Genomic DNA, 25,766 nt, shown 5'->3' on the forward strand with positions numbered 1-25,766 from the left:
TTAGCTGATTGCGCTGCCGCTTTCGAAGTTTTCATCCAGTGTTGTCAGGATAGACAGTTTGCCGTCGCTGTCTTCTGCACACAGGATCATACCGTAGCTCATTTCGCCCATCATCTTTCTGGGTTTCAGGTTGTAAGCAACCACAACGCGTTTGCCAACCAGTTCGCCGGGCGCATATGTGCTCTTGATGCCGGAGAAGATGACTCTTTCTTCATCGCCGAATTTTACGACGTTTCTCAGCAGTTTTTTGGATTTGGGCACTTCGTTGCTTTCGATGACTTCGCCGACTTTCAGCTGAACCTTGCAGAAGTCGTCGATGGTGATTTCTGCGGGGTATTCAGGTTCTTCGTGGGCAGGTGCTTTTGCTTCTTCTTTTTTGGGTTCTTCTTTCTTTTCTTCTTCCTTCTTCTGGTTTGCGATGGAAGTAGCCTGAGATGCTTTGATGGCAGCTTCCAGAGCTTCCAGTTCTTTCTTCATGTCGATACGAGGGAAGAGTGTTTCGCCTTTCTGTACAGCCAGTTCAGCAGGCAGCAGACCCCATGTCTTTGTGCTTTCCCATTCTGTCAGTTCGCCTGCAGCGATGTTCAGCTGTGCCCAGATCTTTGCAGGTGTCAGAGGCATGAAGGGCTGGATCAGGATGGAAATAATACGGATGCTTTCTGCAACGTTGTACAGTGCATTTGCCAGTTCTGCTTTCTTTGCTTCGTCTTTGCACAGAACCCAGGGCTGTGTTTCGTCGATATATTTGTTTGTACGACGGATCAGATTCCAGATTTCGATCAGCGCATCGGAGAAGAGCATGTTGTCCATTTTTGCTTCTACAACGGGGATTGTAGCTGCTGCAACAGCTTTCAGGTCTGCGTCGAATTCTGTTTCTGCTCTGTCAGCGGGCAGCTTGCCGCCGAAGTATTTTTCGATCATACCGCAGGTTCTGGAAACCAGGTTGCCCAGGTCGTTTGCCAGGTCGGAGTTGATTCTCTGGATCAGTGCTTCGTTTGTGAAGTTGCCATCCTGACCGAAAGCGATTTCTCTCAGCAGGAAGTAACGGATGGCATCTACGCCGTATTTTTCCACCAGAACAACGGGGTCAACAACGTTACCAACGGATTTGGACATTTTGCCGCCGTTGATAACCAGCCAGCCGTGACCGAATACCTTCTTAGGCAGAGGCATATTCAGAGCCATCAGCATTGCGGGCCAGATGATGGCATGGAAACGAACGATTTCCTTACCTACAACGTGTACATCTGCGGGCCAGTATTTCTGGTAGTCCGCATCGTTGTCGCTGCCATAACCCATCGCTGTTACGTAGTTGGACAGCGCGTCGATCCAAACGTATACAATGTGGCCGGGGTCAAATTCTACAGGTACGCCCCATTTGAAGGAGGTACGGGAAACAGCCAGATCTTCCAGACCGGGTTTCAGGAAGTTTGCGATCATTTCGTTCTGGCGTGTGTTAGGCTGCAGGAATTCAGGGTTTTCTTCATAATATTTGATGATCTTGTCGCCGTATTTGGAAAGGCGGAAGAAATAGCTTTCTTCTTTCAGCAGTTCTACGTCACGGCCGCAGTCAGGGCATTTGCCGTCTTTCAGCTGTGTTTCTGTGAAGAAGGATTCACAGGGTGTGCAGTACCAGCCTTCGTAGGAAGATTTGTAGATGTCGCCCTGATCGTACAGCTGTTTGAAAATTTTCTGTACTGCTTTTACGTGGTAGTCATCTGTTGTACGGATGAATCTGTCGTAGGAAATTTCCATCAGTTTCCACAGGTCTTTGATGCCTGCTACAACTTTGTCTGTGTATTCCTTGGGAGTCATACCCTGGCCTGTTGCGATACGTTCGATCTTCTGACCGTGTTCATCTGTACCTGTCAGGAACATAACGTCATAGCCGCGCAGTCTTTTGTAACGAGCCATTGTGTCAGTTGCTACTGTGCAGTAGGAATGGCCAATGTGCAGCTTATCACTGGGATAGTAAATGGGTGTGGTGATATAGAATTTTTCTTTAGCCACAAATATCTCTCCTTTTTATTTTATAAAATGGTTTTTTACTTTGTCTGGCAAGAGGAAACGTGCGAAAAAAAGCCGCCCTTTCCATAGTGAAAGGACGGACAGATTTGCCGTGTTACCACCTTACTTCGTTCTTTCCTCACGGAAAAAACCTCTGTGGGTATGAAATACCCGCTCGCAATAACGGGCGAACCCGTCGCGACCTAATATCTGTTTTGCAGATACTCGGGGCGAAGCTCCAAGGTCATCTTCGGCGGTTGCTCCTGCGCCCCTTTCCAGCTGCCGGGGCTCTCTGTGGCAAAGCGAAAATCGCGTACTCTCCTTTTCATAGCTGTTCATCTAATAAAAGATATTTTACTATATTTCCCGGTTTTCTGTCAATGGATACACGGGAAAAAGAACGTATGATAAGGAAAAAAGCCGCGGTGCGTTCCGCGGCTCTATAGATTGTCGAAGTTATTTCAGATTATCGGGGTTCAGGCATTCCAGCTCGGGCACAACGAAGATACCGTCCTTGCGGATCAGTACATCGTCGAACCAGATTTCGCCGCCGCCATATTCGGGAGTCATGATGAGTACCATATCCCAGTGGATGGCAGATTTATTGCCGTTGGGGGCATCGTCATAGCTGTTGCCGGGAGTAAAGTGGATGGAGCCTGCGATTTTTTCGTCGAACAGGATGTTGTTCATGGGCTCTGTAATGTAGGGGTTCACGCCGATGGCGAATTCACCTACATATCTTGCGCCTTCGTCGGTATTGAATACCTTTTCCAGACGTTCTTTGTCGTTGCCGTCGCAATCCACGATCTTACCATCCTTGAATGTCAGTTTTACGTTTTCAAAGGTGAAACCGTTCATTTCGGAAGGTGTGTTGTAAGTGATGACACCATTGATGGAGTCTTTCACAGGGGCTGTGTAAACTTCGCCGTCGGGGATATTGCAGGCGCCAGCGCATTTGATGGCAGGGATATCCTTGATGGAGAAAGTGATATCTGTATCCTTTGCCACCAGGCGCACTTTGTCTGTCTTGTTCATCAGTTCCACCAGGCTGTCCATAGCCTTGCTCATTTTGCCATAGTCCAGATTGCATACGTTGAAGTAAAAATCTTCGAAGTCTTCCAGAGAGGTTTTTGCTGCCTGGGCCATGGAATTTGTGGGATAGCGCAGAACGACCCATTTTGTATGGGGCACGCGGATCTGATGATGTACGGGGTCATCATACAGGCGGTTCTGCATGTCGATCTTATCTGTGGGCACATCGTACTGCTCTGTCAGGTTATCTTCGCCGCGTACGCCGATGAAAGCGTCCATCTGCTTCATCAGGTGGCAGTCCACTTCCGCCAGCATTTTCTGCTGTTCTTCTGTTGCGCCCAGGAGCAGTTCTCTTTCCAGAGAGTTTGTCATCAGCTGTACGAAGGGCACAGCACCCACCTTATATACTTCCTTGATGATCTGCTTCACCAGAGGCATGGGGTGAATGCCGTTGCAGGAGATCCACACCTTTTCGCCTTTTTCCAGTCGGCAGGAATAATGTACTAAGTTATATGCTAAAGTCTTGATTCTTTCGTCCATAATCTTTCTCCTTTCATTTTTCTGAATAGTATTGTACACTGTTTTAGAAAAATATGCAAAAAAATTGACAAAGATATGCTGTTCCTTCTAAAATGGAAGGAGGAAAGGAGGGATTGACATGCGTGTTGCCATTCCCACAAAAAATGGCAGGATCGACCAGCAGTACAGCCGTGCCACGGAATTCACGGTGTATGAAGTGGAGATCGAACTGGTAAAGAAAAAAGAGATCATCCCTCTGGGTAAGACCACTGTGTCGGATTTTCTGACTGAGCAGGACATCAATGCCGTCATCTGCGGCAAAATCCGTTCCTCTGCCCGCAATACGCTTCGTGCAAAGCGCATTGAGTTGACCTATGGGGTTATCGGCGAGGCGGATGATGTGATGATCCGCTATCTCAGCGGGGAACGACTGGGGGACATTGACGAAAACGCCTACTGGCGCGGAAGAGAAGGGTTGGAATGATTTATGGCATTACTGGAACGTTTTTTTCCTGATATTTATGTGAAATCTGTATTTGAACTGCCTTTGGATGATATGAGAAAGCTGGGCATCCGCGGGCTGGTATTCGATATCGATAATACGGTCGCACCCTTTGATGTGGCGGAGCCCGATGAGGAGATCGTGGAATTGTTTGCCTTTTTGAGAAAAGAAGGGTTCAAACTCTGCATTTTGTCCAATAATACAAAGGACAGAGTGCATCTGTTCAATAAAAAACTGGGTGCTCTGGCAGTACATAAGGCGGGCAAGCCCGGCATCAAAAAACTGAACCGTGCCATGGAGATCATGGGCACAACCCCCGAAAGCACAGCCATGATCGGCGACCAGGTTTTCACCGATATGTGGTGCGGACATAAGGGAGGTCTGCTTTGCATCATGACAGCCCCTATCTGTGACAGAGATCAGATTCAGACAAAGGTAAAACGTGGTCTGGAACGTCAGGTGATGAAGGTTTATTTCAAGAAATATGGCAAATAAGAGTGGTTTTTTCAAGTTTTTATTGAAATATACGGCTCAATCTATTAAAATATAAAGGAATATGCTGAGGTAATTGGCATTGTAATTTGGAATAATAAAATTGAATTTTATTTTTGAGGAGGCAATATTATGATTTCTGCAGGTGATTTTAGAAAAGGTATTACTTTTGAAATGAACGGCGAACCCCACGTAATTCTGGATTTCCAGCACGTAAAACCCGGTAAAGGTTCTCCCTTCGTAAGAACAAAATACAAAAACATTCTGACAGGTGCTACAAGAGAAGAAGCGTTCAACCCTAACGACAAATTCCCCAAAGCACACATCGAAACAAAGAAAATGCAGTATCTGTACAGCGATGGTGAACTGTACTACTTCATGGATAACGCTACATTCGATCAGATCCCTCTGCACTACGATCAGGTAGAAGAAGCTCTGAAATATGTAAGAGAAAATGATGAAGTTACAGTAAAATTCTACAAAGGTTCTCCTTTCCTGGTAGAAGCTCCTCAGTTCGTTGACCTGATCATCACAGAAACAGAACCCGGCTTCGCTGGCAACACAGCACAGGGCGCTCTGAAACCTGCCACAGTGGAAACAGGTCTGCAGATCCAGGTTCCTCTGTTCATTGAAGAAGGCGAAAAAGTTCAGATCGACACAAGAACAGGCGAATATCTGGGCAGATCCAAAGAATAATCACCTGATTTGGCAGGGAGGCTTTTGACAAATGGAATATTTTGAAAAAAAGATCACTTATTTAAGAGGGCTTTGCGATGGAAGCGGCTTCCCCGAAGAAAGCAAAGAGGGAAAAATCTTCCATGGTATTCTGGATGTTCTGGACGACATGGCTTTCATGCTGGAGACATTCATGGATGATGAAGATATGGTAATGGATGACGAAGATATGGATGAAACAGATGAACCCATCTTCTTCTATTCCTTTATTTGCCCCAACTGCGGCGAGGAGATCGACGTGGATGAGGAGACCATGGAAACAGAAAAAGAGATCGCCTGTCCCGGGTGCGGCAACAGCATCCCCATGGGTACAGCCGATATCGATGAGCTGAAGTTCTGATTTGCAAAATCAAGGCACGATTTGGAGATTCCAAGTCGTGCCTTTTTTATTTGAAATTTTAAAAAAATTTCTGTTGGAAAATTTCGGCAGGACATACAAATTTGTAATGGTAATCTTATTATTTTAGTGGGAAATACACCGAAATTTTTTGGTTTACGTTAAAAAGGAAAAGGCGTTTCTGCCAAAATTGACCATGAAATATTGACAAATGTCTTTGGGTGATGTACGATAGTCAAAATTTTTATGTTTTATAGAAATTTTTCAGACGAGATTAGAAAGAACAGAAAAGAAAGACGAGAGGAGACATGCTTTATGAAACAGGACAAAAAAATCCCTTACAAAATTTATCTGGAAGAACAGGAAATGCCTAAAAAATGGTACAATGTTCGTGCCGATATGAAAGTGAAACCTGCACCGCTGCTGAATCCCGGCACACTGCAGCCTATGACTGCGGAAGAACTGGGCGCGGTATTCTGCGATGAACTGGTGCAGCAGGAACTGGATAACGACAACGCTTATATTGATATCCCCCAGGAGATCCTGGATTTCTATAAAATGTACAGACCCGCACCTCTGGTTCGTGCGTATTGTCTGGAAGAAAAACTGCAGACACCTGCAAAAATCTATTATAAATTTGAAGGCAACAACACCAGCGGCAGCCACAAGCTGAATTCCGCTATTGCCCAGGCTTATTATGCGAAGAAGCAGGGCCTGAAAGGCGTCACAACAGAAACCGGTGCAGGCCAGTGGGGTACAGCCCTTTCCATGGCTTGTGCATATCTGGGTCTGGATTGTGAAGTTTACATGGTAAAGGTATCCTATGAACAGAAACCTTTCCGCAGAGAAGTGATGCGTACTTACGGCGCATCTGTGACTCCTTCCCCCTCTACGACAACGGAGATCGGTAAGAAGATCCTGGCGGAACATCCCGGCACTACAGGCAGCCTTGGCTGTGCCATTTCCGAAGCCGTAGAAGCGGCAGTCAGCAAAGAAGGTTACCGCTACGTTCTGGGCAGTGTGCTGAATCAGGTATTGCTGCATCAGTCCATCATCGGTATGGAAACAAAAGCGGCCCTGGATAAATACGGCATCGAGCCCGATATCATCATCGGCTGTGCCGGTGGCGGCTCCAATCTGGGCGGTTTGATCTCTCCCTTCATGGGCGAAAAGCTCCGCGGTGAAAAGGATTATCAAATCATCGCTGTAGAGCCTGCATCCTGCCCCAGCCTGACAAGAGGCAAATTTGCATACGATTTCTGCGATACAGGTATGGTAACGCCTCTGGCGAAGATGTACACCCTGGGCAGCGGCTTCATCCCTTCTCCCAACCACGCAGGCGGTCTGAGATATCACGGCATGAGCCCTGTTGTTTCTCAGCTGTATCATGATGGCCTGATGGAAGCCCGCGCTGTGGAACAGACAGCCGTATTCGAAGCAGCAGAACAGTTTGCCCGCATTGAAGGCATCCTGCCTGCCCCTGAAAGCTCCCATGCCATCCGCGTAGCCATCGATGAAGCCCTGAAATGCAAAGAGACCGGCGAAGAAAAGACGATTGTATTCGGTCTGACCGGCACAGGCTATTTCGATATGGTTGCTTATGAAAAATTCAATAATGGCGTAATGAGCGACTATATCCCCACAGATGAAGATCTGCAGATCGGCTTCAATGGTCTGCCTGATGTTCCTGAAAAATAAGTAAAATAAAAACCCGTATCCTTTGGATACGGGTTATTTTTATGCTTTCTTATGTTTTTGCAGTGGGTCTGGGTCTGTTTGTCAGCAGAACGCGTTCCACGCTCCAGTAGAAGTTTTCGTCACCGATGATATCGTGCAGGTCGGAACGATCCATCATTTTCATAGCGTGAGTAGGTACGCCGCAGACGGCAACGTCTACGCCCTTTGCGCGCAGGCTGTCTACCAGTTCGCGCAGGGTCTGTGCGCAGGAAATATCGATGTTGGATACACCACGCATGGAGAACAGGACGGTATCGTAACCAGACACTTTCAGAGCGATATCAGCTACAGACTGTGTGTTTGCGAAGATCATAGGGCCTGTGATGTAAACTACCTTTGCGTTGCTGTAGCGTTCGCACAGAACAGGGTCTGTAACGTGCATACGGTTCATATCAACATCTTCGTAGTTGATTTCGATGAAGGACAGACGGGATACCAGGAATACCAGACCGATGACAACGCCGATCAGGATAGCTACTGTCAGGTCGAATACGATAGTTGCCAGCATTGTGGCAACGAATTCCAGCATCGCGCCCTTGAATTTATGGGAGAAGATATAGTGGATGGATTCCCATTCATTCATTCTCCAGGCTGTTACCATCAGAACGCCAGCCAGGGCTGCCAGAGGAATTTTAGACATAACGGGAGCCAGCAGGAACATGGAGATCAAAAGACCTACTGCATGGAACACACCGGTCAGTCTTGTTTTTGCGCCGGATTTGATGGCTACGCTGGTACGGGCAATGGCTGCTGTTGCAGGGATACCGCCGAAGAAGGGCAGGAAGATGTTACCGATACCCTGAGCGATCAATTCCTGGTTGGCATCCAGGCGAACGCCGGTCATACGGCCTGCGGAAGCACCGCAGAGCAAGCTTTCGATCATGCCCAGGATGGCAATGGAGAAAGCGGGTGTTACCAGGGCGCCGATGGTTTTCAGATCCAGAGCGCTGAACATCAGGCGGTTTTCGGGTGTCAGTGTTTTGGGGATCTCGCCGACCACTGCAACATCCAGACCCATAAAGATGGATGCGGCTGTGGCGATGATGATGCTCAGCAGGGATGCAGGAACCACTGCATTCCATTTTTTAGGGAAGAAAACCATAAAGAGTACAACGAAGACGCCAATGCCAACAGCGGTCATATTGGGGGCGAAGCCCAGTATGCCATAGCTCAGCAGTTTTGCAATATTGGAGGAGCCTTCGGAATATGTACCAAAGAAATTATCGATCTGCCCCATGGCGATGATAACGGCGATACCGGAGGTAAAGCCTGTGATAACGGGGGCGGGGATAAAGGATGTCAGCTTGCCCAGATGCAGGATACCGGCGATCAGCAGGATCACACCGGCGATCAGCGTGGCGATGAACACACCATCGATACCGTAGGATGCTACCAGCGGGATCAGGATAGCGGACATGGCGCCGGTAGGGCCGGAAATCTGGTAATAGCCGCCGGAAAGCAAGCTCATGAACAGACCGGCGATAATGGCTGTGATCAGGCCGGCAGCGGCATCGGCACCACTGCTGACACCGAAGGCCAGCGCCAGGGGCAGGGCCACTGCGGCAACGGTCAGGCCGGCCATCAGGTCTTTTGTCAATGCGGCTGCGTTATAGCCGCGGAATTCATTTTTCAAACTGCTGATAAAAGCACTCAGCATACATAAAAACTCCCTTCATGTGGTTCGTTATAATACATACATCTCATTTTTATAAAAAGTTGCAAAGGCAACAGGCATTTATTAGGGCTTTTTTAAAAAACAAAGCACGCCTGCTTATCATAACAAAGCGGGTGGCAGTTCTCAACCGTGAAAACGGAGATTTTTCCTGCCTTTTTTTGTGCAAATTTTGTGTTAAATTTTGGATTTTGCAAAAATACATAAAAAAACCCGCCGTTTGGGGCGGGGAGAATATTTTGTTGATAAAAAAATCAGTCTTTGAAAATGATATGACCATCTTCGATCTTTGTGATAACAACCAGAGAATCTACATTGTAGCCTGCTTCTCTCAGCTTTGCGCTGCCACCCTGGAATTCTTTCTCAATGACAGCTGCAATGCCGCAAACTTTACCGCCGGCCTGTTCCACCAGGGAGCAAAGACCCATGGCAGCTTCGCCGTGTGCCATAAAGTCGTCGAGGATGAGGACTCTGTCGTTTTCATTCAGATACTGCTTGGATACCCGGGCGATGGAAACGGTGCCTTTTGTAAAGGATTTTACAGCTGCGCCGTAGAAATCATCGGACATGGTGTTAGGCTGTGTTTTCTTTGCGAAAACAACGGGAACCAGATCGAAATACATGGAAGTGATGGCTGCGATGCCGATGCCGGATGCTTCGATGGTCAGGATTTTATTGATGCCCAGATGAGCAAAACGGCGATGGATTTCTTTCCCGATAGCCATAAAAAGACCAATATCAAGCTGGTGATTCAAAAAAGAATCTACTTTTACGACTTCTGTCCCCAATTCTATTCCGTCCTGGAGAATTCTTCTCTTTAACAAATCCATGCTGCTGGCTTCCTCTCTAAACTTCTTTACTGCTTTGTTGCTTGAATCTCAAAAAGATATCTTATTTATTATACGGCCTGCTTTTGCCAATGTAAATAAGCGATTTGCCAAAAAAGCCCGTTTTTCAGGAGAATTGGGAATTTGAATAGAAAGTCTGTTTTTTTTGCAAAAGTTTTGGGGATTTTGTGTGAAGGGCAATCCCATGAAAGGCTGCGCCTATTTTCGTTTTGCTGTACTTTCCAGCTCATCCGGCGTGTTTGCCATACGGATACGATTCAATACTTCCTGTCTTTCTTCTGTGGAAAGAGTGTAAAATTTATGCATATCCCGTCCGTTGTGTAAAATCAGCTGCTGTACCTCCTCTGGCAGGGTGTTCCATTTGCGAAACCAGTCCATCTTTCATCACCTCCTTTTTATATGATTATAATATGAAGGGATTTTGTTTTTTCATGCGGAAAAAGGGCAGAAGAAAAAGGGATTGCAGGAAAAATGAAGAAAATATATAATAAGGATAAATATCGATGCAATAAGGAGGAATACCTATGGCTTTCTTTGATAAACTGAATGAAATGGCAAAAACTGTTTCTGAAAAGGCAAATGACAGCCTGGAAACAAATAAACTGATCAGCGAGATCAATATTACAAAGGGCAATATCCAGGGCTTTCAGAGAGAACTGGGCGAATATTACTGGTCCAAATTCGCGGTGGGCGAACAGTTGGACGAGGAAGCAATGCTGATCTGCGACAAGATCGTAGTTGCCCAGGATAAGATTCGTGAATATGAAGCCCAGATCGACCAGATCAAAGCGGAAAGCGAAGCAAGAAAAGCAGAGCGCGAAGCAGAAAAAGCAGAACGCAAAGCAGCGGAAAAAGCGGCAGAAGCAGAACAGGCGGCGGAAAAAGCAGGCATTGAAAAAGATCCTGTTCCTGTATGCGCAGATTGCGGCGCAGTGCTGGCAGAAGGCCAGAAATTCTGTGGTTCCTGCGGCAAGCCTGTAGGCCAGTAAGAAAAAGACCGAAAGCCTCAAGTCTGAAGAGAGACTTGGGGCTTCTCTTTCAGGCATGGGAAAGGAGGAGCGGCATGGCTGAACAAAAACAGAATATCCTGGGGACAGACCCCATCGGGCGGCTTTTGCTGAAATTTTCCGTTCCAACGGCCCTGACCCTGATGGTAAACTACCTTTATAATATCGTTGACCAGATCTTCATCGGCCATGCTACGGGCATCGCCGGTGTGGCAGCCACCAATGTCACCTTCCCCTTGGGCATCATTGCGGCGGCAATGGCCCTGCTCATCGGGGATGGCTGCGCGGCAAATATCAGCCTGCATTTGGGCAGAAAAGAACAGGACGAAGCCGACAGGACTTTCGCCAATGCCGTTGTGCTTTTGCTGAGCGCAGGGCTTCTGCTGATGGTCTTTGGGCTGATTTTCGTAAGGCCGTTGGTAGTATTTTTCGGCGCATCCCCCACCATCGTGGAGGAAGCGGCGAAATATATGAGCATCACCCTGATCGGGCAGCCCTTTGCCATGTGTAATATGGCTTTTACGGCCATCATCCGTGCCGACGGCAACCCTCAGTACATGATGCGAAGCATGATGATCGGTGCAATTTTGAATGTAATTTTAGACCCTATCTTCATTTTTGGCTTTGATTGGGGCATTTCGGGGGCGGCTCTGGCTACCATCATCGGGCAGATCGTTTCCGGCTGTATCGCCCTGGCATATCTGCCACGCTATCAGCATTTCCATCTGAAAAAAGAAAATCTCCCTTTGCAGGGCAAAACGGTGCAGAATATTTTCAAGCTGGGTTTCCCCAGCCTTTGTACCCAGACCGCATCGGCGGCGACCCAGATCGTGATGAACAACCTGATGCGCAAATATGGCGCCCAGACCATTTATGGCAGCGATATCGCTCTGTCCTGTTATGGCCTGATGATGAAAATTTATCAGATCGCCCACTCCATGTTTGTGGGTCTGGCTTCCGGCACCCAGCCCATCAATGGCTTCAACTTTGGCGCGAAGCAGTTCGAACGCGTTAAACAGACCATCAAAGTGGCGGCAAAGGCTTCTATCGTTATTTCTATGGTGTGGTTTGCCGTATTCCATTTCGGCGGCGGCCTGCTGGCGTCTATGTTTGTGGAAGATGAACCGTTGTATCAGGAATTTGCGGTCCATTGTTTCCGTCTGTATATGCTGGGCTTCTTCGTCTATGGCCTGCCCAACGTAACGGCGTCCTTCTTCCAGGCCATCGGCAGTCCTGTGAAGGCGCTGACCGTGTCCCTTTCCAGACAGGTGTTGTTCCTCATCCCGCTGGCGCTGATTTTGTCTGCCCGTTTTGGGATGGATGGCGCTTTGGGGGCGGCTCCCATCGCCGATGTATTGACCTTCCTGCTGGCAGTCCTTCTTCTGGTAAAAGAATTGAAGGGCTGGAAGGCAAAAGGCATGGTTTCTTAAATAAAAAATTTGAGCATTGGATTTTTCCAATGCTCTTTTTTTACATATGGGACAAAGAAAGGGGATAGGTATAGAGTAACGAAAGGATAGGGGCGATTTGGATGAAAAAGAACTGGAAAACGGGTGTGAAATATCTGGTGTTGTTTGGGATGTGCTTTCTGGGTGGCAGAACAGTTGCGGCAAGACAGGCAGAACCGGTCAGCGGGGAAAAGCGAGGGGAGCTTGCCATCCTCATTGACGATTTTGGTTATTGCGGCGAAGGGACGGAAGAAATGCTTGCCTTAGAAATCCCTTTTACAGCGGCAGTGATGCCTTTCTCTTCCTGCACAGAAGCCGATGTGGAAGCGGTGCGGCAGGCGGGAAAGGAAATTTTCATACATATGCCTATGGAATCCCTGACAGGGAAACGAGAATGGGTCGGGGAAAAGGGCATCTTTCGAGAGATGAGCGAAGCGGAAATCAAAGAGAGGGTCAATGAGGCCTTTTCCATCCTGCCCGATGCCGTAGGGCTGAATAACCACATGGGTTCTGCCATCATGGAGGATAGAACTGCCCTTTCCGCTGTGATGGATATTTTAAAGGAAAGAAACGCCCTTTTTGTGGATAGCATGACGACGCCAAATAGCCTTGGGAAAACCATCGCCCGGGAAAAAGGCGTCACCTTCCTGGGGCGGGACGTATTTCTGGACAGCACCGATTCTCTGGAAGTGGTAAAATCCAATCTCCGCAAGGCGGCGGAAGTTGCGTTGGAAAAAGGCGAAGCCCTTGCCATTGGCCACGTGGGCCCCGAGGGCGGGGAAGTGACCGCCCGTGCCATCAAGGAACTGATTCCGGAACTGGAACAGGCGGGAATCGTTTTCGTGAAGGTAAGCGCCCTAGCAAAATAATGTAAACTATGGTAAAATAACTCCGTATATACAAAAATGAGGGAAGGAGCAGGAATATGGCCCATTGGAATTCCAGAGGGCTGCGGGGCAGCACCTTTGAAGAGATCATCAATTTCACAAATGAACGCTATCGGCAGTCAAAACTGGCCCTGTTCCAGAAAATTCCTACGCCTATCACCCCTGTAAAGATGGATGGGGAATCGAAAACGATTACTCTGGCCTATTTCGAAAAGCAGTCTACTGTAGACTATATCGGCGTAGCCCAGGGCATCCCCGTGGCCTTCGATGCCAAGGAAACGGCGGGCAAAAGCCTGCCCCTGCAGAATATCCATGAGCATCAGATGGCGTTTATGGAGGAATTTAAGGAGCAGCGGGGCCTTTCCTTTCTTTTGGTACATTTTTCTGCAGTGGATGAATATTATCTGCTGCCCTTTGAAACACTGAAGATATATTGGGAAAATGCGGCAAAGGGCGGACGCAAATCCATCCCCTATGCTGCCTTCGATAAAAAATACAGCATCCAGCAGACAGGCAGCATCCTGCATTATCTGGAAGCGGTCAGCCTGTACTTGGAGGAAACAGAAAAGCAAGGAAGTGAGTGATATGCTGAAAAAAACAGCAGTGGAAAATATACTGACAGCGGCCCTGGAAAGCGGCGCGGATTTTGCGGAAATCTACGCGGAAGAGACGAAGCGCAGCAACATCGCCATGGTAAACGGCAGGGTGGAAACGGCTCTGGGCGGCATGGATTACGGCGCAGGGGTGCGCCTGTTCTTTGGCAATCAGGCCATCTATGGTTTTACCAACGACCTTTCTGAGGAAAACCTCATCCGCATCGCCAGAGAAGGTGCGGCGGCAATGAAGGGCGACCGCATCTACAACATCAAGGGTTGGAAGGAAATGGCGGCAAGATGTATCAACCCCATCCGTATCCTGCCGGAAAGCATTGCAAAAACCGCCAAGGCGGAACAGCTGCGACGGGCATCCGCAGCGGCGAAAAATTATAACGACCTTATTACACAGACCAGAGCCGGCTATCTGGAAGTGATGAAACACGTTCTGGTGGCCAACAGCGAAGGGGTCTGGGGGGAAGAAAACCGCACCCGCAGCCGTTTTACGGTGGAAGCAGTGGCTTCTTCCGCAACGGAAAAGCAGAGTGGTCATCTGGGGCCCGGCGGTTCCGAAGGGTTTGAACTCTTCGACCGCATCGATGTGGAGGATACAGCAAGGGAAGCGGCTCGTATTGCTGTGACCATGCTGGGTGCAAAACCCTGCCCTGCAGGGAAAATGCCCGTTGTGATCGATAATGGCTTCGGTGGGGTTATTTTCCATGAAGCCTGCGGTCATGGGTTGGAGGCAACTTCCGTGGCGAGAAATGCTTCCGTTTTTGCAGGTAAGATGGGACAGCTCATCGCATCCCCTCTGGTAACGGCTATTGACGATGGCACCATCCAAAACGGCTGGGGCTCTGCGGAAATGGACGACGAAGGCACGCCTACGGCGAGAAATATCCTGATCAAAGACGGTGTTCTTAATTCCTATATGGTGGATAGACTGAACGGCAGACGCATGGGCGCATCCATCACAGGTTCCGCCCGCAGACAGGATTACCGCTATGCCCCCACCAGCCGTATGACCAATACTTTCATCGATAATGGCAAAAGTACCCCTGCGGAAATCATCGCCAATACGGAATTTGGCCTTTATGCGAAGCAGATGGGCGGCGGCAGTGTAGACCCTGCAACGGGTTCCTTCAATTTTGCCGTTCTGGAAGGATATATGATCCGCAATGGTAAAATCGCTGAGCCTGTCAGAGGGGCGACCCTCATTGGCAAAGGCGCAGAGGTTTTGCGGGATATTGATATGGTTGGCAATAACCTGAAACGGGCTCAGGGCATGTGCGGCAGCAAGAGCGGCTCTATCCCTACAGATGTGGGACAGCCAATGATCCGTGTCAGCAGTATGACCGTTGGCGGAAGGGGGTAAGCATGATGAAAAGAAAAGAATTTTTGGACAAGGTGCTTGCCTTTGGGAAACAGGAAGGCTTTGCGGAGTGCGAAGTGTTTTACCGCGGCGGCAAGGCTTTTGAGGTGCTGATTCTGGAAGGGGAAGTTGCCAATTATGAAAACAGCAAGGAGGAAGGTCTGGCGTTTCGCGGCAATATCAACGGACGGACAGGCTATGCCTATACGGAACGGCTGACGGAAGCGGCCATCCCTTTTCTGGTGGAAACGGCAAAGGAAAATGCGGCCCTCCTTTCCCCCGAGGATATGGAAGATTTATATGAAGGGGAAGCATCCTATCCCCAACTGGAAGGCGTGAATGAAGAACTGGAACAGCTGAAAGTGGAGGATAAGATCAACGCAGCCATGCGTATGGAACAGGCGGCACTGGCCGGCGCGGAGGAAGTAGCATCTCTGGATTACTGCGCTTTGGGCACTGCCCTTGCGGAAATCGCCATCAAAAATACAAAAGGTCTGGATGTTTCTTTTGCGAAAAACTTTGCGACAGCATACGTTTCTGCCATTGCAAAAAAAGGAGAGGAAACGAAAACAGGCTCCTATTTCTGGAAGGCCCAGGACTGGAACGATTTCGACCCCGAAGCAACAGGCCGTGAAGCGGCAAAGCGAGCGGCGGCCCATCTGGGTGCATCCTCTGTGCCCAGCGGCAAATATGATATCATTCTGGATGGCAGAGCCATGGTTTCCCTACTGGGGGCCTTCGCGGGAATTTTCTTTGCGGAAAATGTGCAGAAAGGGTTTTCCTTATTAAATGAGAAAACAGGCATGAAAATTGCTTCTGATAAAGTGACTTTAAGAGATGATGCCCTTCTGGAAGGCGGCTATGGCACCCGACCCTTCGACAGCGAAGGGGTTTCCGGGAAAAATAAAGCCGTCATCGAAAATGGCGTACTGAAAACCCTCCTTTATAATAGGAAGACAGCCAGAAAAGATGGTGTCAAATCTACTGGTAATGGCTTCAAAGCGGGACTGACGGGCTCCGTGAAAACAGGCACGACGAATTTCTATCTGGCAAAGGGCGAAAAAAGCAGGGAAGAACTGTTTGCAGAAATGGGCGATGGCCTTTTCATCACCAGCCTGATGGGCCTTCATGCAGGCACCAACGCCGTTTCCGGTGATTTTTCCCTTTCTGCGGAGGGTTTCCGCGTGGAAGATGGGAAAATCGGCAAGCCTGTGGAACAGATCACCATTGCAGGTAATTTCTATAAACTGCTGGAAGGCGTGGAAGAATTGGCGGATGACCTTTACTTTGGTTCCGGTGGGGTAGGTTCTCCTTCCGTTCTGGTAAGGAAGCTGGATATTGCAGGTATATAAAATAAGAAGAAAGCCTTGCGGGCGGGAATGTCTGCAGGGCTTTTCATTATCTGAAATACTGGAGAATTTTGACAGATTTCCCCTCTGTTTTTGGACTGGTAATGAAAGGGGAATGGTGGTAGAATAACATATATATAACATAATTCATAAAAGATGAAGTTTTTGAGACTTTTTCGATAAAAAGAAGATTTAAGTAAAGGGGATGAGACAATGCTCACAACCACAAAACTTTATGATATTTTCCATATCGTAAACGGGGTGCATGGGGACCCTCATACGGTGCTGGGAATGCATGAGATCGAACAGGACGGTAAAAAAATGGTCGTAGTCCGTGCCTTTGCGCCCGGTGCCCAAACGATCACCGTCATCGACCATGCCAATAAACGCAAAAAATATCCCATGGAACTGCTCCATCAGGATGGTTTTTTTGAAGTGACCATCGAGGACAGGGAAGAATGGTTCCGCTATCAGCTGGAATATACAGATTATAGCGGCAACAGCTGGAAGGGTTATGATCCTTATTCCTTCGAGCCTACCATGTCCGAATTTGACAGACACCTTTTCGGTGCAGGCACCCATTATGAAATTTACGAAAAAATGGGCGGCAGACTGATGACCCATCAGGGGGCCAAAGGTGCGGCTTTCTCCGTATGGGCGCCCAATGCCAAGGCGGTCAGCGTTGTCGGCGATTTCAATAACTGGGATTACCGCAGACACCTGATGCGCAGACTGGGCAATTCCGGTATCTGGGAAATTTTCATTCCCGGCCTGGCGGAAGGGGATGCCTATAAATTCCATGTGGTACAGAATAACGGCAGACACGTGGACAAGATCGACCCTTACGGCCTTTATTCCGAGCTGAGACCCAATACGGCTTCCAAGCTGTTCCCTCTGAAACGCTATAAATGGAAAGACCGCCGCTGGATGACAGGCAGAAAGAAATACGATTTCAAAACGTCTCCCATGAATATTTACGAAGTGCATCTGGGCAGCTGGATGAGAGGGGAAGAAAATCGTTTCCTGACCTATACAGAATTGGCGGATAGATTGATTCCTTATGTAAAAGAAATGGGCTATACCCATATCGAGGTCCTGCCTGTGGAAGAACATCCCTTTGATGGCAGCTGGGGCTATCAGGTAACAGGTTATTATGCCCCCACCAGCCGCTATGGCAACCCCGATGAATTCAAATATTTCATCGATACCTGCCATCAGAACGGCATCGCTGTTATTCTGGACTGGGTGCCTGCCCATTTCCCCAAGGATGATTTCGGTCTGGCTCGTTTTGACGGCACGGCATTGTATGAACATCAGGACCCCCGCCTGGGTGAACATCTTCAGTGGGGTACCTATATCTTTAACTATGGCAGAAAAGAAGTTGCCAACTTCCTGCTGGCAAATGCATTGTTCTGGCTGCAGGCGTACCATATCGATGGCCTGCGCGTAGATGCTGTTGCATCGCTGCTGCATCTGAATTTCTGCAAGGATGAAGGCCAGTGGATTCCCAATAAATACGGCGGCAGTGAAAATCTGGATGCCATCGAATTCCTGAAACACATGAATTCCATCATCGAAAAAAGAGAACCCGGCGCTATGATGATCGCAGAAGACAGCACATCCTGGCCCGGCGTTACCCGAAGAGCTGAAGAAGGCGGCCTGGGCTTCAGCCTGAAATGGAACATGGGCTGGATGAACGATTTCCTGTTCTATATCAAGAAAGACCCCATCCACAGAAAATATCATCATAATAAGCTGACCTTTGGTATGGCCTATAACTATTCCGAAAACTTCGTTCTGGTGCTTTCCCATGATGAAGTAGTACATATGAAGGGTTCCATGATCGGCAAAATGCCCGGGGATACCTGGCAGAAATTCGCAAACTTGCGCCTGTCCTATGGCTTTATGATGGGCCACCCCGGCAAGAAGCTGCTGTTCATGGGCGGGGAATTTGGTCAGTATCAGGAATGGAGCGAAGCCCGTTCTCTGGATTGGCACCTGCTGCAGTATGCAGACCATCAGCAGATGCAGGCTTATGTGAAGGAACTGAACCATTTCTATGCGAAGGAAAGTGCTTTCTGGGAAGGCGATTTCGACCCCAATGGTTTCGAATGGATCGAATGTGACGATGCAGACAGTTCTGTCGTATCCTTTGTTCGCAGAAGCAAAGATAAGGAACTGATTTTTGTCTGCAATTTCACCCCCGTTGTCCATAACGGCTTCTCTCTGGGCGTGCCCAAAGAAGGCATTTATAAGGAAGTTCTGAACAGTGATGCAGAACGCTTCGGCGGCAGCAATGTTCTCAATGAAGGGCCTCTGGAAAGCAAAAAGGTACCCTGCAACCGCTGCCCGTTCAGCGTAAATCTGGATGTACCTCCTCTGGGTATGGTCGTGCTGGAGAGGGAAGCAGAAGCAAAGGCACCTGTGAAAAAGGCGGCAAAGAAAACAGAAAGTATCGAAAAAAATACAGAAAAACCTGTGGCTGAAGCAGATTTGGCATGATTTTTCTTAAGAATTTCTCTTTGTTCTTATTGACGTTGCGAGAATTTTTGTGTATAATTCTTAGATGTATGGTAAAAAAAGGCGCAAAAGCACTTTTCTTGCTATCAACGAATCTCGCACTGGGAGGGAGGGAAATTCAATGTCAGAGGTAAAAGTTAAAGAAAATGAATCCTTGGACAGCGCACTGCGTCGTTTCAAAAGAACATGTGCTAGAGATGGCATCATGGGCGAAGTACGCAAAAGAGAGCATTATGACAAACCCAGCGTAAAACGCAAAAAGAAATCCGAAGCCGCTAGAAAACGTAAATTCAGATAATTTATTTTACTAAGGCGAAAAGGGATGATTATATGTCATTAAAAGAGCAGCTTTTTGCAGATTTGAAAACTGCTATGAAAGAAAAGGATGCAATCAAGAAGGATACAGTACAGCTGATCCGTTCCGGTATCCTGCAGATCGAAAAAGATAACAAAGTTGAACTGGATGATGAAGGTGTCATCGAAGTTATCTCCAAACAGCTCAAGAGCAGAAGGGATTCCTTGCCCGACTTCATCAAGAGCGGCAGAGAAGATCTGATCGAAAAACTCAATAAAGAAATCGAAATTCTGTTAAGTTACCTTCCAGAGCAGTTGAGTGAAGAAGAAATTCAGGAGATCGTAAAAAATGCGATCGCTGAAACCGGTGCTTCCACAATCAAGGAAATGGGCAAAGTCATGGGTATCGTGACAGCCAAGGTAAAAGGTCGTGCAGATATGAAAATTGTCGGCGGTCTTGTGAAAAAAATGCTCCAGGGCAAGTAATGATCAAAAACAACAAAACCACAAGGGAGACCTTGTGGTTTTTTTCATGCAAATTGCACTTGTTTGCGTATATGCGTTACACTGCTAAAATCGAATGAACAATTTCTTCGATGCACTGCATCGAAATATTCGATTTTATGTTGACTTTCAAAAATGGGGTGCTATAATCTCCTTACGGTTGATTTGTAAGACAATATGTACACTTTATTTCAATGGAAAAGGAGCGAAGCGAATTATGAAAAAATGGACCAAACTGACAGCATTGATGCTGACAGCAGCAATGGCACTGACAGCCTGCGGCGGCTCTGATGCACCCGCAGAAGAAACAGCAGAAGGCGCATATACAGTAGGTATCATCCAGCAGATGGAACATGGCTCTCTGGATGCGGCAACACAGGGCTTCCAGGATAAGCTGACAGAACTGCTGGGCGAAGGAAATGTCGTATTCGACTATCAGAATGCCCAGGGTGAACAGACAAACTGCACCACCATCGCAACAAAATTCGTTTCCGACGGCGTTGACCTGATCATGGCAAATGCCACATCCGCACTGCAGGCTGCAGCGGCTGCAACAGCCGATATCCCTATCGTTGGTACATCCGTAACAGACTATGTGACAGCTGGCGTTGTTGATTCCAACGAAGCACCCGGCAGAAATGTAACAGGCGTTTCCGACTTGTCCGAAATCAGCGCACAGATCGATGTTCTGCTGCAGTTCTGTGAAGATGACACAAAGATCGCAGTTGTTTACTGCTCCTCCGAAGCAAATTCCATCTACCAGGTTGAACTGGCAGAAGCATACCTGAAAGAACTGAACAGAGACTATGCTATTTACACTGTAGCAGATTCTAATGACATCCAGGCGGTTATGACAAACGCAGTTGCTGAATGTGGCGCTGTTTATATCCCTACAGACAACACATTGGCAAACAACATGGAAATCGTGAAGAACGTGACAGTTCCCGCAGGTATCCCTTCTTTCTCCGGTGCAGAAGTCATGTGCCAGGTTGGCGCGCTGTCCACACTGTCTATCGACTACTATGACCTGGGCGTAAAAGCAGCTGAAATGGCTTACGACATTCTGGTAAACGGCGCGAACCCCGCTGAAATGTCCATCGAATTCGTATCTGAAGGCATCACACCCAAATATAATGCTGAAATCGCAGAAGCACTGGGCGTAACAGTACCCGAAGGTATGGTAGCTGTGGAAGCAGCTGAATAATGGAGAAGATCCTTCCAGAGAGGAGCCGAGAGGCTCCTTTCTTTTTGCTGTGACGCTGTTCTGCTTTTTGGCACTAAATCGAATCAGCAGATATTTCGATGCGCTTTATCGAAATATTCGATTTGATGTTGACAAGGAAATTACGAGTGATATAATTCATTTTACGATGTATTTTTATACGGACGCTTGTCGAAAGTATAGAAAAATTTTTCATCTAATGAAAAACAAAAGGGAGAGGATACATATGAAAATGAAGAAAATGATGAGCCTGACAGCGGCTATGATGGTGGCCGTTATGGCATTTACAGGCTGCGGCGGCTCTGAAGCACCTGCAGAAGAAGCTGCAAGCGGCGATGTATATAAGATCGGTATCATCCAGCAGATGGAACATGGTTCCCTGGACGAAGCAACAAACGGCTTCATGGATAAGCTGACAGAACTGCTGGGCGAAGGCAATGTAGAATTCGACTATCAGAATGCTCAGGGCGAACAGGCAAACTGCACAACCATCTCCACAAAGTTCGTTTCTGACGGCGTAGACCTGATCATGGCAAATGCAACAACAGCTCTGCAGACAGCAGCGGCTGCAACAGCAGATATCCCCATCGTAGGTACATCCGTAACAGACTATGTAACAGCTGGCGTTATCGAATCCAATGATGCACCCGGTACAAACGTAACAGGCGTTTCCGACCTGGCATCCGTAGAAGCACAGGTAGACGTTCTGATGCAGTTCTGTGATCCCGAAAATACAAAAGTAGCGATCGTATACTGCTCCGCAGAGCCCAACTCCATCTTCCAGTATGACCTGGCAGCAGCTTATCTGGATACTCTGGGTGTTCCTTACGCAGCATATACAGTGGCAGACTCCAACGAAATCCAGTCCATCGTAACAAACGCTGTTGCTGACTGCAATGCGATGTTCATCCTGGCTGACAATACACTGGCAAACAACATGGAAATCGTAAAGAACATCACAGTTCCCGCAGGCGTTCCTACAGTAGCAGGTGCAGAAGCAATGTGCCAGGTTGGCGCGCTGTCCACAATCGCTATCAGCTACTATGACCTGGGTCAGAAAGCGGCTGAAATGGCTTACGATATTCTGGTAAATGGTGCGAACCCTGCAGAAATGTCCATCGAATATATGACAGATGGTATCGTGCCTAAATACAACCCTGAAATCGCTGAAGCACTGGGTGTAACAATTCCCGAAGGGATGGAACCCATTGCATGATTATCTTAAGTAAAATGGAATTTTACACAGGAGAATCAATATAGCGGAGCTGAACGGCTCCGCTTATTCCTGTGAAAAGAAATAAATAATAAAGAAAGAGGTTTTTTTATGAACATTATGGCATTATTCAATGCCCTTCCTGGCTCTGTGGCGCAGGGGCTGATCTGGGGCGTCATGGCCATCGGCGTTTACATCACTTTTAAAGTACTGGATTTTGCAGATCTGACCGTTGACGGCAGCATTGCGACAGGCGGTGCTGTTGCAGTTATGATGATGCTTTCCGGCCACAGCGTAGGCGTTGCTCTGGTGGCAGCAACGATCGCCGGCATGCTGTCCGGTCTGGCAACAGGCGTGTTCCACGTTGCTTTTGGTATTCCCGGCATCCTGGCCGGTATCCTGACACAGTTGGGGCTGTATTCCGTAAATATGCGAATCATGGGCAAATCCAACCAGGCCATCAGCGTAGATAAATACGACCTGATCCTGAGCCTGAGAGATATCCCCCATGCGATCATTGTTTCTATCGTTTTCTGTGCGGCTGTGATTGGTCTGATGTACAGCTTCTTCGGCACAGAGGTCGGCCGTGGCTTTCGTGCAACAGGTAACAATGAAAAAATGGCCCGTGCCCAGGGTATCAATACAAACTCCATGAAGGTCCTGGGTCTGATGATCTCCAACGGTCTGGTTGGTCTGGCGGGCGGCCTGTATGCTCAGTATCAGGGCAACGCAGACGTTAACATGGGCCGTGGTGCTATCGTTATCGGCCTGGCGGCTGTTATCATCGGCGGTGTTATTTTCAAAAAATTCGACTTCAACTATGCGCTGCGTATGGTAGGGGTTGTTGGCGGCGCTATCATGTATTTCGTTGTTATCGCAGTGGTACTGTGGCTGGGTCTGGAAACAACAGATATGAAGCTGATCAGTGCCCTGATCGTAGCCCTGTTCATGGCAGTGCCTCATCTGAAAGGCAAATATGCTGCCAACCATGTGAAGAGAGGAGGCGGCGAAAATGCTTGAGCTGAAAAATATCTATAAAACATTCAACCCCGGCTCTGTCAATGAAAAAAGAGCCCTGAACGGTGTCAATCTGACATTGGAAGAAGGGGATTTTGTAACGATCATCGGTGGTAATGGTGCGGGCAAATCTACTATGCTGAATGCCATTGCCGGCACATGGCCTCTGGATTCCGGTTCTGTCATTATCGACGGCATCGACATCACAAAACTGCCCGAACATAAGAGAGCCATCTATCTGGGCCGTGTATTCCAGGATCCTATGAATGGTACAGCGGCAGATATGGAAATCGAAGAAAACCTTGCCATTGCAAAACGCCGTGGCCAGAAACGTACCCTGAAATGGGGCATCACAAAGAAGGAAAGAGAAGAATATTTTGAACTGCTGAAGATGCTGGATCTGGGTCTGGAAAATCGTATGCGTACAAAAGTAGGTCTGCTTTCCGGCGGGCAGAGACAGGCACTGACACTGCTGATGGCAACATTGAAAAAGCCTAAACTGCTCCTGCTGGATGAACATACAGCAGCCCTGGACCCTAAAACAGCGGCGAAGGTTCTGGAGCTTTCCGATAAGATCATTGCGGAAAACGGGCTGACAGCCCTGATGGTAACCCATAACATGAAGGATGCCATTGCCCACGGCAATCGTCTGATTATGATGTGGGACGGCCAGATCATTCTGGATATCAAAGGCGAGGAAAAGAAGAACCTGACCGTAGACGATCTGTTGAAACAGTTTACCGTTGCCAGTGGTAAAGAATTTGTCAGCGACAGAGCTCTCTTAGGCTAAATACTTGCAATAAAAGCACCCGAAAGGGTGCTTTTTTATATAAAAACGCTTGTTAAATGTATACAAAAAACTTGTATAAATCTAAGAACAATTTCTTGACATTGTATGACAGAGTGCTATAATGACTTTAGCGATGCAACGCATATGCGCAAGTATGCGCCGAAGCGAAAAATATCAAACGAAGTGGAAGACTTAAGAAAAGGGAGAGATTCTTATGAAAAAATGGATGAAAATGGTAGCCACAATGATGGTTGCAGCAATGGCATTGACAGCCTGCGGCGGCTCTGAAGCACCTGCAGACGATGCGGCAAGCGGCGAAACATATACAGTTGGTATCATTCAGCAGCTGGAACACCCCGCTCTGGACGCAGCAACACAGGGCTTCCAGGATAAACTGACAGAACTCTTGGGCGACAGCGTAACATTCGATTACCAGAACGCACAGGGTGAACAGACAAACTGCACAACGATCGCAACAAAATTCGTTTCCAACGAAGTTGACCTGATCATGGCAAACGCAACAACAGCACTGCAGTCCGCAGCAGCTGCAACAGGCGATATTCCCATCGTTGGTACATCCGTAACAGACTATGTAACAGCTGGTGTTGTTGATTCCAACGAAGCACCCGGCAAAAACGTAACAGGCGCATCCGACCTGGCTCCCATTGATCAGCAGATCGCAATGCTGCTGGAACTGGTTCCTGATGTAACAAAAGTTGGTATCGTTTACTGCTCCGCAGAACCTAACTCCATCTATCAGTCTCAGCTGGCACAGGCTGAACTGGACAAAGCAGGCGTAGCTTGGGCTGAATACACAGCAGCAGATTCCAACGAAGTACAGTCCGTAGTAACAAAAGCAGTCAGCGAATGTGACGTTCTGTATGTTCCTACAGATAACACAATGGCTAACAACACAGAAATCATCAAAAACGTAGCAGTTCCCGCTGGTATCCCTGTAATCGCCGGCGAAGAAGGCATCTGCAGCGGCTGTGGTATCGCTACACTGTCCATCAGCTACTACGACCTGGGCGTAAAAGCAGCTGAAATGGCTTATGAAATCCTGGTAAACGGTGCTAACCCCGCTGAAATGCCTATCGAATATGTTTCCGATGGTATCACAGAAAAATACAATCCCGAAATCGTTGAAGCTCTGGGCATGACAGTTCCCGAAGGCATGGTAGCGATCGGTGAATGATGATAGATCATCAACCCCTATACAAAAGAGAAAGGTAATATAATCAACCTCCATACAAAAGAAATAAAGTGCAGACAACAACAGAAAAGGCGGAGCGAAATGCTCCGCTTTTTCTGTGCTTTTTTTGGACAAAGTCTAGTTTTTTTCATTGGGGCATAGATTGAATAAATGGCTTTGAGGTGGTGCGCATGGGACTCAGAAAAAACATGACAGAAGCGCTGGAATTGCCTAAAGAGATCATGCTGAATCTTCCTCTGATCTCCTTCATTGGGCGGGAAGAGGTATCCATAGAAAACTATAAAGGGATATTGGAATATGGGGAAGAAACGGTGCGCATCTCTACGGCGGCGGGGGTCCTGCGCCTGACAGGACGCGATCTCTGCTTAAAGCAGCTTTCTGCTGAATGCATGGTGGTGACAGGCAGAGTGGAGAAAATGGAATTTTTGACCTGACAGGCAGAACGACAGGGGTGAG

General features: G+C 47.9%; 25 protein-coding genes and 1 other annotated feature. Of the genes, 20 read left to right on the top strand and 5 right to left on the bottom strand.

The features are described from left to right. Both metG and IJ369_RS03975 read right to left on the bottom strand, forming a co-directional pair. Entirely contained in the window at positions 1-2,010 is a 2,010-nt protein-coding gene (gene metG / locus IJ369_RS03970) for a methionine--tRNA ligase (RefSeq protein WP_290716249.1), read from the bottom strand. A gap of 87 nt (positions 2,011-2,097) precedes the next feature. Continuing rightward, positions 2,098-2,345: a binding site (T-box leader), on the bottom strand. A gap of 118 nt (positions 2,346-2,463) precedes the next feature. Then, on the bottom strand, positions 2,464-3,579 hold the full coding sequence (locus IJ369_RS03975; RefSeq protein WP_290716251.1) for an aminopeptidase: 1,116 nt from the start codon (positions 3,577-3,579) through the stop codon (positions 2,464-2,466). Positions 3,580-3,697: 118 nt separating this feature from the next. Between IJ369_RS03975 and IJ369_RS03980 the strand changes: the two genes are divergently transcribed. The 5 genes from IJ369_RS03980 to IJ369_RS04000 all read left to right on the top strand — a co-directional run bounded on the left by IJ369_RS03980 (position 3,698) and on the right by IJ369_RS04000 (position 7,322). Further along, a complete protein-coding gene (locus IJ369_RS03980; protein WP_290716254.1) occupies positions 3,698-4,042 on the top strand; it encodes a NifB/NifX family molybdenum-iron cluster-binding protein in 345 nt (114 codons plus the stop codon). A 3-nt stretch (positions 4,043-4,045) separates the two neighbouring features. Beyond that, the gene (locus IJ369_RS03985; protein WP_290716256.1) at positions 4,046-4,555 is read left to right on the top strand and encodes a YqeG family HAD IIIA-type phosphatase; all 510 of its coding nucleotides are present in this window, start codon (positions 4,046-4,048) and stop codon (positions 4,553-4,555) included. A 129-nt stretch (positions 4,556-4,684) separates the two neighbouring features. Further along, positions 4,685-5,248 (top strand): elongation factor P, encoded by a 564-nt coding sequence (gene efp / locus IJ369_RS03990; RefSeq protein WP_290716258.1) that lies wholly within the window; start codon positions 4,685-4,687, stop codon positions 5,246-5,248. Positions 5,249-5,279: 31 nt separating this feature from the next. Beyond that, positions 5,280-5,627 (top strand): CD1247 N-terminal domain-containing protein, encoded by a 348-nt coding sequence (locus IJ369_RS03995; RefSeq protein WP_290716260.1) that lies wholly within the window; start codon positions 5,280-5,282, stop codon positions 5,625-5,627. Between the two features lie 312 nt (positions 5,628-5,939). Next, a complete protein-coding gene (locus IJ369_RS04000; RefSeq protein ID WP_290716262.1) occupies positions 5,940-7,322 on the top strand; it encodes a TrpB-like pyridoxal phosphate-dependent enzyme in 1,383 nt (460 codons plus the stop codon). Positions 7,323-7,371: 49 nt separating this feature from the next. Here the strand turns inward: IJ369_RS04000 and IJ369_RS04005 are convergent, their stop codons facing one another. The 3 genes from IJ369_RS04005 to IJ369_RS04015 form a co-directional block, all read right to left on the bottom strand. After that, positions 7,372-9,018 (bottom strand): SulP family inorganic anion transporter, encoded by a 1,647-nt coding sequence (locus IJ369_RS04005; RefSeq protein WP_290716264.1) that lies wholly within the window; start codon positions 9,016-9,018, stop codon positions 7,372-7,374. 269 nt (positions 9,019-9,287) lie between these two features. Continuing rightward, a complete protein-coding gene (locus IJ369_RS04010; RefSeq protein ID WP_290716266.1) occupies positions 9,288-9,863 on the bottom strand; it encodes a xanthine phosphoribosyltransferase in 576 nt (191 codons plus the stop codon). A gap of 216 nt (positions 9,864-10,079) precedes the next feature. Continuing rightward, a complete protein-coding gene (locus IJ369_RS04015) occupies positions 10,080-10,259 on the bottom strand; it encodes a hypothetical protein (RefSeq protein WP_290716268.1) in 180 nt (59 codons plus the stop codon). Between the two features lie 146 nt (positions 10,260-10,405). On the opposite strand from IJ369_RS04015, the gene IJ369_RS04020 reads away from it, so the two are divergent. The 15 genes from IJ369_RS04020 (at position 10,406) to yqfC (ending at position 25,744) form a co-directional block, all read left to right on the top strand. Next, a complete protein-coding gene (locus IJ369_RS04020) occupies positions 10,406-10,870 on the top strand; it encodes a hypothetical protein (protein ID WP_290716271.1) in 465 nt (154 codons plus the stop codon). A 74-nt stretch (positions 10,871-10,944) separates the two neighbouring features. Beyond that, complete coding sequence (locus tag IJ369_RS04025) at positions 10,945-12,318, top strand: MATE family efflux transporter (RefSeq protein ID WP_290716273.1); 1,374 nt, start codon at positions 10,945-10,947, stop codon at positions 12,316-12,318. Between the two features lie 101 nt (positions 12,319-12,419). Then, entirely contained in the window at positions 12,420-13,205 is a 786-nt protein-coding gene (locus tag IJ369_RS04030) for a divergent polysaccharide deacetylase family protein (protein WP_290716274.1), read from the top strand. 56 nt (positions 13,206-13,261) lie between these two features. After that, entirely contained in the window at positions 13,262-13,807 is a 546-nt protein-coding gene (locus IJ369_RS04035) for a Holliday junction resolvase RecU (protein WP_290716276.1), read from the top strand. A gap of 1 nt (position 13,808) precedes the next feature. Further along, the gene (locus tag IJ369_RS04040) at positions 13,809-15,191 is read left to right on the top strand and encodes a TldD/PmbA family protein (protein WP_290716278.1); all 1,383 of its coding nucleotides are present in this window, start codon (positions 13,809-13,811) and stop codon (positions 15,189-15,191) included. Positions 15,192-15,193: 2 nt separating this feature from the next. Beyond that, a complete protein-coding gene (locus IJ369_RS04045) occupies positions 15,194-16,540 on the top strand; it encodes a TldD/PmbA family protein (protein ID WP_290716280.1) in 1,347 nt (448 codons plus the stop codon). A gap of 210 nt (positions 16,541-16,750) precedes the next feature. Then, entirely contained in the window at positions 16,751-19,039 is a 2,289-nt protein-coding gene (gene glgB / locus IJ369_RS04050; RefSeq protein WP_290716282.1) for a 1,4-alpha-glucan branching protein GlgB, read from the top strand. 139 nt (positions 19,040-19,178) lie between these two features. Continuing rightward, positions 19,179-19,355: a 30S ribosomal protein S21 gene (rpsU, locus tag IJ369_RS04055; RefSeq protein ID WP_016406744.1), complete on the top strand. Its 177-nt coding sequence runs from the start codon at positions 19,179-19,181 to the stop codon at positions 19,353-19,355. A gap of 32 nt (positions 19,356-19,387) precedes the next feature. Continuing rightward, positions 19,388-19,837: a GatB/YqeY domain-containing protein gene (locus IJ369_RS04060; protein WP_290716288.1), complete on the top strand. Its 450-nt coding sequence runs from the start codon at positions 19,388-19,390 to the stop codon at positions 19,835-19,837. 235 nt (positions 19,838-20,072) lie between these two features. Then, a complete protein-coding gene (locus IJ369_RS04065) occupies positions 20,073-21,059 on the top strand; it encodes an ABC transporter substrate-binding protein (protein WP_290716290.1) in 987 nt (328 codons plus the stop codon). Positions 21,060-21,303: 244 nt separating this feature from the next. Beyond that, positions 21,304-22,293: an ABC transporter substrate-binding protein gene (locus IJ369_RS04070; RefSeq protein WP_290716292.1), complete on the top strand. Its 990-nt coding sequence runs from the start codon at positions 21,304-21,306 to the stop codon at positions 22,291-22,293. Positions 22,294-22,401: 108 nt separating this feature from the next. Next, on the top strand, positions 22,402-23,310 hold the full coding sequence (locus IJ369_RS04075; protein ID WP_290716294.1) for an ABC transporter permease: 909 nt from the start codon (positions 22,402-22,404) through the stop codon (positions 23,308-23,310). Next, positions 23,303-24,097, top strand: a complete 795-nt coding sequence (locus IJ369_RS04080) for an ABC transporter ATP-binding protein (RefSeq protein ID WP_290716296.1) — start codon at positions 23,303-23,305, stop codon at positions 24,095-24,097. Before IJ369_RS04075 ends, IJ369_RS04080 begins: the two co-directional genes overlap by 8 nt. Before the next feature lie 214 nt (positions 24,098-24,311). After that, positions 24,312-25,292 (top strand): ABC transporter substrate-binding protein, encoded by a 981-nt coding sequence (locus tag IJ369_RS04085; RefSeq protein ID WP_290716298.1) that lies wholly within the window; start codon positions 24,312-24,314, stop codon positions 25,290-25,292. Between the two features lie 188 nt (positions 25,293-25,480). After that, a complete protein-coding gene (yqfC, locus tag IJ369_RS04090; RefSeq protein ID WP_290716300.1) occupies positions 25,481-25,744 on the top strand; it encodes a sporulation protein YqfC in 264 nt (87 codons plus the stop codon). Positions 25,745-25,766 lie beyond the last annotated feature (22 nt).

This window comes from Anaerotignum sp. (assembly GCF_017483025.1).
GTDB lineage: Bacteria > Bacillota > Clostridia > Lachnospirales > Anaerotignaceae > Anaerotignum_A.